At 61.9% G+C, this 7,539-nt stretch carries 5 protein-coding genes and 1 pseudogene; all 6 read right to left on the bottom strand.

The features are described 5' to 3' along the window. Positions 1-104 precede the first annotated feature (104 nt). Entirely contained in the window at positions 105-608 is a 504-nt protein-coding gene (locus JCM25156_RS07285; protein ID WP_025812627.1) for a c-type cytochrome, read from the bottom strand. Further along, the gene (locus JCM25156_RS07290) at positions 605-1,093 is read right to left on the bottom strand and encodes a DUF3341 domain-containing protein (RefSeq protein ID WP_025812628.1); all 489 of its coding nucleotides are present in this window, start codon (positions 1,091-1,093) and stop codon (positions 605-607) included. Before JCM25156_RS07290 ends, JCM25156_RS07285 begins: the two co-directional genes overlap by 4 nt. Next, on the bottom strand, positions 1,090-2,463 hold the full coding sequence (nrfD, locus tag JCM25156_RS07295) for an NrfD/PsrC family molybdoenzyme membrane anchor subunit (protein WP_242402533.1): 1,374 nt from the start codon (positions 2,461-2,463) through the stop codon (positions 1,090-1,092). Before nrfD ends, JCM25156_RS07290 begins: the two co-directional genes overlap by 4 nt. Next, complete coding sequence (locus JCM25156_RS07300; RefSeq protein WP_025812630.1) at positions 2,460-5,348, bottom strand: 4Fe-4S dicluster domain-containing protein; 2,889 nt, start codon at positions 5,346-5,348, stop codon at positions 2,460-2,462. Before JCM25156_RS07300 ends, nrfD begins: the two co-directional genes overlap by 4 nt. Continuing rightward, the gene (locus JCM25156_RS22350; protein ID WP_242402534.1) at positions 5,336-5,854 is read right to left on the bottom strand and encodes a cytochrome c3 family protein; all 519 of its coding nucleotides are present in this window, start codon (positions 5,852-5,854) and stop codon (positions 5,336-5,338) included. The genes JCM25156_RS07300 and JCM25156_RS22350 overlap by 13 nt, the downstream gene beginning before the upstream one ends. Positions 5,855-7,175: 1,321 nt before the next feature. Next, positions 7,176-7,539 (bottom strand): annotated as a pseudogene (locus JCM25156_RS22355) (hypothetical protein); the annotation flags it as partial.

The following is a 7,539-nucleotide window of genomic DNA, read 5'->3' on the forward strand; positions in this document are numbered from 1 at the left end:
CGCCAGCCATGCCGGGAAAACCGCATGGGGCGCGCGGATTGCCGCCGCCACGGCCGCAACCAGCGCGACAGCGGATACCACAAGCGCGCCATGCCACGCGCGGTTCATGGCGTGCGGGCCAACTGTTCGGGCGTCATGTCGGCGCGGGTGGCATGCTGGCTGCGCCCGAGGGCGTAAAGATAGGCCACGATGGCCCAGCGGTCGTCCGGCCTGATCCGCTGGGCAAAGCCGTACATGATCCCCTGCCCTGCCGTGATGACATCATGCAGGTGCCTCGGCCCGCCCGTCTGTCCGTCAGCCACCATCAGGGGCAATGGTGCGGGAAAGCCGCGCTGCACCACCATGCCGTCACCCTGTCCCGTTTCCGCATGGCAGGGCGCGCAGAAGGCGTGATATTCGCTTTGCCCGCGCTGGAGAAGGGCCATCGTCAACCGGGGGACGCGAGGCGGCGCGTCATGATATTCCACCGTGCCCGCCACGGGCTCCGCGGGTGCGGTATCACGGCTGGCGTAGGGATTTTCCCTGTGCTGTTTCGACATATCGTCACACCCGGTGGCCGGCAGCAGAAGCACAAAGGCCACAAAGCAGGCAGGCCGCGCGGGTTTCATGGCCAGACCTCCTCAATCGTAAGCGGGTCGTGGCGGGCAAGCGTCTCACGCACCCGCGCGCTGTCGGCCGATCGCACCACAAGAACATATGCGCCCAGCATGACGCCCCGCATGGCGGCACTTTCATCCACCGGGTCATACAGGCGTAGCAGACGCGCCACGATGCAGTAACCGACCATCCCCGCCAGCACCGCACCCAGCACCGCCAGCTCAAATGTCGCGGGGATGTAGGACGGCCATGAAAAATCCGGCCTGCCGCCTATATCGAGCGGGTAGCTCACGGTCGTCGCGTAAACCTGCATGCCAAAACCCCCCAGCCCCCCGACCAGCCCGCCCCCCAGCATCAGGAGCGGAAGGCGGGAGCCCGCGGTGATGCCGGACGGTTGCGTGGCGCTGTAGGTTTCGACCACACGGTTCGGGTCGCGCCGCAGTTCGGCCGCGGCGGCGCGCAGGGTTGCGTCGGTGCTGAATGCCGCGACGATCAGGGCCTGTCCCCCATGAGCATGGCCCGCATCTCGGCCATGGCCAGCATGGGGATAAAGCGCACAAGCAGCAGGAACGTGGTCAGGAACAGGCCGACCGTGCCCCCCAGCAGGCTCCATTCCCAGAACGTAGGCGTATATTGCCCCCAGGCGGAGGGAAGCTGCGTGCGCGCCAGGCTGGTCACGATAATCTGGAAGCGTTCCAGCCACATGCCAATGATCACACCCAGACAGACCAGCCACACGACCGGCTGGTTCAGCCGCACCGAACGCCACCACAATAATTGCGGAAAGACGATGTTCAGCATGATCGTGCCCCAGTAAAGGGGTGCGTACAGGCCATGAAGCCGGAAGGCGAACATCGTACGATCCGCCTGATCCGGGCCATAGAATGTTGAAAAGACATCCATGACATAGGCATAGGCAACGCACAGGCTGGCCGTGAGCAGCAGCCGCCCCAGCACGTCGATATGCCGGTTGGTGATATAGGGTTGCAGCCCCATGCCCCGGCGCAGCGGAATGACCGCCAGCAGCACGATGGCGAAACCGGACAGCCCCGCCCCGAAGACAAAGAACGGCGGGAACTGGGTTGAATGCCACCCCGTTGTCGCGCCCCCCGCGAAATCCATGCCGACAATGCTGTGAACCGACACCACCAGCGGGGCCATGAGCGCGGCCATAACGCCATAGACCGGCTGGTAATGCCGCCATTGCAGGCCGGAACCCCGAAACCCCAGCGCAAGCACGCCATAGAACAGTTGCTGCCACGGCCGCCGCGCCCGGTCACGCAACGTGGCCAGATCCGGTAGCAGGCCGAAATACCAGAACATGACGGAGCAGGAGACATAGGCAAGGATGGCGAAAAAGTCCCACACCAGCGGGCTGCGGAACTGCGCCCACAGCCCCATGGTGTTGGGATAGGGAAACAGCCAGTAGAAAAACCGTGGCCGCCCCAGATGCAGGATCGGGAATATGGCCGCGCACAGGGCGGCGCAGAGTGTCAGGCTCTCGGCCAGCCGGTTGAGTGACGTACGCCACGGCGCGCGCAGCACGAAGAACAGGGCGGAAATGAACGTGCCGCCGGAGGCGATGGCGATCCACCAGACGTAATTGAGAATATCGAACCCCCACGCCACCGGCCAGTCGATGCCCCATACCCCCAGCCCGGCATAAAACAGCCACGCCACGGATACGACGCCCCCCGCCAGCAGCGCCAGTGCGACACCCAGGCACAGCCACCACCACAGCGGCGTCCACCGCGCGGCATCGGGGCGCAGGGTCGTCACACATATCCGCTCCGTCAGGGAGCGGGGCGTTTCATCGGGGTGGATGATGTCTTCATCCCGCCGGGGCGCGACCATGCCGCGCGTCATGACCCGATATCCGGGTTGCGGTTGCGAATGCGCCCCTCATACGTCACGCGCGGTCGCGTGCCCTGTTCGGGTAGTGCGCCATAGCTGAGCGGGCTGGCCTTGCGGTGCGTGACCTCCGCCATGGGGTCATTGATGTCGCCAAAGCTCATGGCCTGCGTGGGACAGGCCGCCTGACACGCGGTCACGACACGTTCCGGCACGCCGTCACGATCCGAAACGATACGCGCCTGCGCGATACGCTGCACGCAGAACGTACATTTTTCCATAACCCCGCGCGTGCGAACGGAAACATCGGGATTGCGGCTGATGGCCGGGCGGCTTTCGTACTGCGCGAACGCGAAGTAATTGAACCGCCTGACCTTGTAGGGGCAGTTGTTGGAGCAGAATTTGGTCCCGATACACCGATTATAGACCATCACGTTCAGGCCTTCGGAATCATGTGTCGTCGCCCCGACCGGACACACGGTCTCGCACGGGGCCTGCTCGCAATGCATGCATAGCATCGGCTGGAAGAACGTATCGGGCGCGTCTGGCGTTCCTTCATAGGCGCGGTCAATCCGCAGCCAGTGCATTTCGCGCTGGCGCAGCACCTCGTCCCGCCCCACCACCGGAATATTGTTTTCCACCTGACATGCCGTGACACACGCATTGCAGCCGATGCAGGCGTTCAGGTCGATGCTCATCCCCCACGCGACGGGTGCGTCGGGTGGCCTGCGGTACAGCGTTTCCTCCCCTGCCCCGCCCTCCTTCAGGAAGGCTGGATTGTCCCTGAACTGCTCCAGTGTGCCGTGGCGTGCAATATCTGAAGGCCCGGCATCAATCATCGTGGCATGGTGTTCGGTGCAGGCGACGGGACTGGCCGGGTTCTCCCCCGCCTCGATCCGCAGCGGGCCGGAGGCGTCGCGGAATGGATACAGGTCGGTGCCGACATGATTGCCCGTCTCCCCCGCATGGCTGCGGCCCCACCCCAGAAAGCCCACCACGCAGCCCATTGCCTGCCCCGGCTGTATCCAGACCGGAAGCCGCCTGCGGATTTCCCCCTGCGAGAGTATCACCACATCGCCGTTACGCAGTTTCATGTCACGGGCGAGGTCGGGGGGGATCAGTAGCGGGTTGTCCCACACCACCTTGCTCAACGGACGCGGCAGTTCCTGCAGCCACGGATTGTTGGCCCCCCGTCCATCCCACAGATAGGGATCGGGCCGCAGCAGCAGGACAGGCTGCGCGGACTTTCGCGGGTAGGAGGCGGGAGACGCCACGCGGACTGCGCCATGCTGTAATGCCGCCCCCACCCGCCGGGACGCCGTTTGCGTGACAACACCGGACGCCAGCGCATCGTGCCAGCCCCGGAGGGAAGGCAGGTGATCACGCCATGTCGCGCGCACCAGATCAGCGGCGGGGCGTAACGGTTGCCCCAGGCAGGCATGCAGGGCGCCGTGCATGTTCATGCCACCATACAGGGGCATGGCCTGCGGCTGGAGAAGGGCGATCGTGCCATCATGCCCCCTGGCATCGCCCCAGTCCTCCATTCCATGCGCCAGCGGAACATGCCAGTGGGTCGTGACCGCCGTTTCATGCGGGCGGTCCGCAAGGGTGATACTGGTCTCCACATGCCGCAGGGCTGCGGCGAAGCACGGAACCTGTTGGACGGGATTGACGTCAAGGATGACAAGCGCCGTCACCGCACCGCGTTCCATGTCCTCCATCAATGTGGACAGCGTGTCCGGTGGCGTAACGGGCTGATATTCCGGCGGCTCGAAAACATCGAATACCCGGCCCCGTCCGCCCAGGGCCTCGTTCATGGCCTGCACCATGGCATGGACTTCGGGCGGATGATGGGGGCCGATATGCACCAGCGCCCGCCCATGGCTGGCGCGCAGGTCCGCCACCATGGGGCCAAGCCAGTCCGGGCCGCCCGACGGCGTTTCATTTTGCAGGAGATGCGCGGACAGCCGACCGATAACCTCGTTCAGCACGGCAGGAGACGCGATGAACCGATGATCCGCCGCAACGCCGGTCAGTGATGGCGTGGGTTCCACCGCATACAGGCGGTTCATGACCCCGCGCGCGGGATTACGGCGCGCGGCAAAGGCCCGGGCATATGCAAGATGCCCCGGCGCGCTGTCCAGCAGGTCACTATCCAGCGCCAGCACCACATCCGCCCGCGCCAGATCCGCAATAACCGAAACCGGCTGGCCATAGGCAAGGGCAAGACCCTGCCGGACACTCTCCCGCCCGATCGCATCCCACTGGTGCCACCGCGCGCCCGGGGCCGCCGCCAGTAGCTGATCCATCACCCTGCCCAGCGTGGGGGATGTCACCGTGCCCGTCAGGATACGCAGGCCGGTGCCTGAGCGTGTGCCATCGGGCTGTCCGGTCATGATGGCTGACCGCATCCTGCCCATCGCGCCCGCCACGTCCTGCCATGACGTGGGCATGCCCTGATGCAGCGGGCCGCCTGCGCGGTCGGGATCATAAAAATCATGGATCAGGGCCTGCGCCATGGCGTCCGTGCCGCCCAGACTGGCGGGATGCGCGGGGTTCCCCTCAATCTTGATGGGGCGGCCCATCTGATGGGTCACGAGAATGCCTTCGGCATATCCATCACGCACATGCGCCGTGGCATAGATGTTGGGAACACCGGGAACCACGCCCTCCGCGGCTTTTACGGCTGAGACGAACCCCCGATCCGGCGTGCCGGGATCGCACCCCGCAACTCCGCCACTGGCCAGCGCCAGAGCCAAGAGCCTGAGTGTGCGCCGCCGGTCCAGCGTATGCGACAGGGCCGTTTCAAGCTGGGGAAAATGCCGGGCCAGTTCACTATCGGACAGGCCTGCCAGCCTGCGGACCGCGCCCCTGCCCGAAGGCCAGCCTAGCGGTGGCATATCGCGCATTCCGTCAGGTTACGTCCGCCCACATGATACCGCGCCACCAGCGCCGCTGGCATGGGTGTGGCGCGGTCACGCTGCCAGCCCGTATCGAATATGTTTTCCGCCGGGCGCAGTTGCGGCCCCGGATCGCGGTGGCAGTCGAGACAGAACTGCATCGTCAGGGTTCTGGCCTTGTAGGTCAGGGGCATGGTGGCGACATTGCCATGGCAGCTTTCGCATCCGACGCCTTTGGCGACATGAATGCCATGATTGAAATAGACATAGTCGGGAACATTGGTGACGCGCGGCCAGACCAGCGGCGTATCATGGAGGAAACTGTCACGAACGCGCGCCAGCACCCCGGCGTTCGTCCATATCTGTGAATGGCATGTCATGCAGGTGAAGGTCGGGGGCATGCTGGCCTGCGCACTATGTTCCACGCTGCTGTGACAGAACCGGCAATCCAGCCCCAGACCCGCGACGTGATGCTGATGACTGAAGGGCACCGGCTGTTCGACCACCCACCCACATGCCGGCATAATCGGTATATGGCCATGCGAACCACCACAGGCATCCACCCGTAACCGCGCTGGCGCACCCGAGCAGACATGTGACCATGATGACATTGGCGCGGGGCGTGAACAGCGCTGCCATCTATCCATGTTCCGTTTTATATTACGTTTATACTTGGAAACACCGCATATCATTTCCCGGACATTCCATGGGGCAGAACGCCCCGCCCCCGAAAAACGATCCCTTCACAACGCGGTGAATATGGCCGTTCACGGCCGATGAGACGTTGTTTTGAAATAACTGATTGATAAGAAAAGTTTTTTGGTGCTGTCTCTTTTTAACAGCGTTTTCTGAAGCTTTAAAAAGCTTCACCAAAAACCGCCCCCTACAGGCCAAAAGTTACCTGCATCACGGCGCTGGTTTCCTGAGCGAAACCTTTATTCCGCCATTGCGAAACTTACGGGACACGGATGGCGTTCAGAAACCTAAATCCCGTAACAAGGAATATGGCCATGAGCAATAATGTCCATTCAAAGGGCGAACCCCCGCCCCTGGCTGACAACAGCCTCAAGCCGCCGTTCGCCACGCCCACGGAACGAAAGCATGCCCTGTTAACGACAATGATGGTCATTCTTTTTCTGGGCGGAATAGCTATCGGGTGTGTTTTTTCTCCGCATATTCCATTACCCAAGTTTTAGTCATATTTTTATATGTTTTGTTTTTTACATATACTGAATACATATATTCATAATAAAAATATTATCATGTCTTGTTTATAGTAACAGAATACTACAAAAATATGAAATACAGGAACTCAACCATGTCAACATGAGCCTGATGCCCCCGGACCAGATGCAAGGACAATCTCTACATCTGTATTTCATGACTGGCGTAAACACGGACGCCACCAGATGGAATGACGGCTCTCCAGTATACTGACAGGAAAATATCAAAGTTTTTGGGTATCGCCTTTTTTCAAAAAGGCGACGTTTCCTGAAGCTTCCTGAAAAAAGCTTCACCAAAAACTTCCTTATGATTACAGGACATTCCGTGGACTGGCTTTTCAGACAGTCCCTTACCCATCCTGACCGGGCCGCCTGCCGCTCTCCGGTATCAGAAGGACACAACCGGCAGGACCACTGATTTCTCAAAGTCCGTTAAATCAGCCCCACAGATGATGACGCGGAGATTCCGCGTCGTCCTTCCAACACCGGAAAAAAGGAATCAATAGGTGCCCCCCCCTGAATGCCGCTGACCCAGGGGATATGATTTAAGGGCAGCGATCATCCCACCCATTCCGGGCTGTATCATACCCGAGCGTATAACCCGTCAGGCATCCACCGTGGGTTCAAGCTGAAGCTGCGAGGCATTGGCCGACGTCTCTTCATCATGATACGCCGCGTTGGGTTGCACCATCATGTTCGCCGCGCTCTCCCCCCCAAGCTGGAAGGAGGACAGCAGGGCGTTCAGCTGTTCGGCCTCATCGGCCAGGCTCCGGCCTGCGGCGGAGGTCTGTTCGACCATGGCGGCGTTCTGCTGCGTATTGTGATCAATGGCGCTGACCGCCGAGTTGACATCCTGCAAGGCGGCGGCCTGCTCCTGCGAGGCTTCCACGATCACGGAGATATGCTCGTTGATCTCCCCCACATCGCTGATGATCGTCTTGAGGGCATCGCTGGTCTCCCCCACCAGT

The organism is Komagataeibacter kakiaceti JCM 25156, from assembly GCF_000613305.1.

Coding starts and splice junctions, on each gene's coding strand:
- JCM25156_RS07285 (WP_025812627.1), bottom strand. CDS start 608: ATGAAACCCGCGCGGCCTGCCTGCTTTGTGGCCTTTGTGCTTCTGCTG.
- nrfD (WP_242402533.1), bottom strand. CDS start 2,463: ATGACGCGCGGCATGGTCGCGCCCCGGCGGGATGAAGACATCATCCAC.
- JCM25156_RS07300 (WP_025812630.1), bottom strand. CDS start 5,348: ATGCCACCGCTAGGCTGGCCTTCGGGCAGGGGCGCGGTCCGCAGGCTG.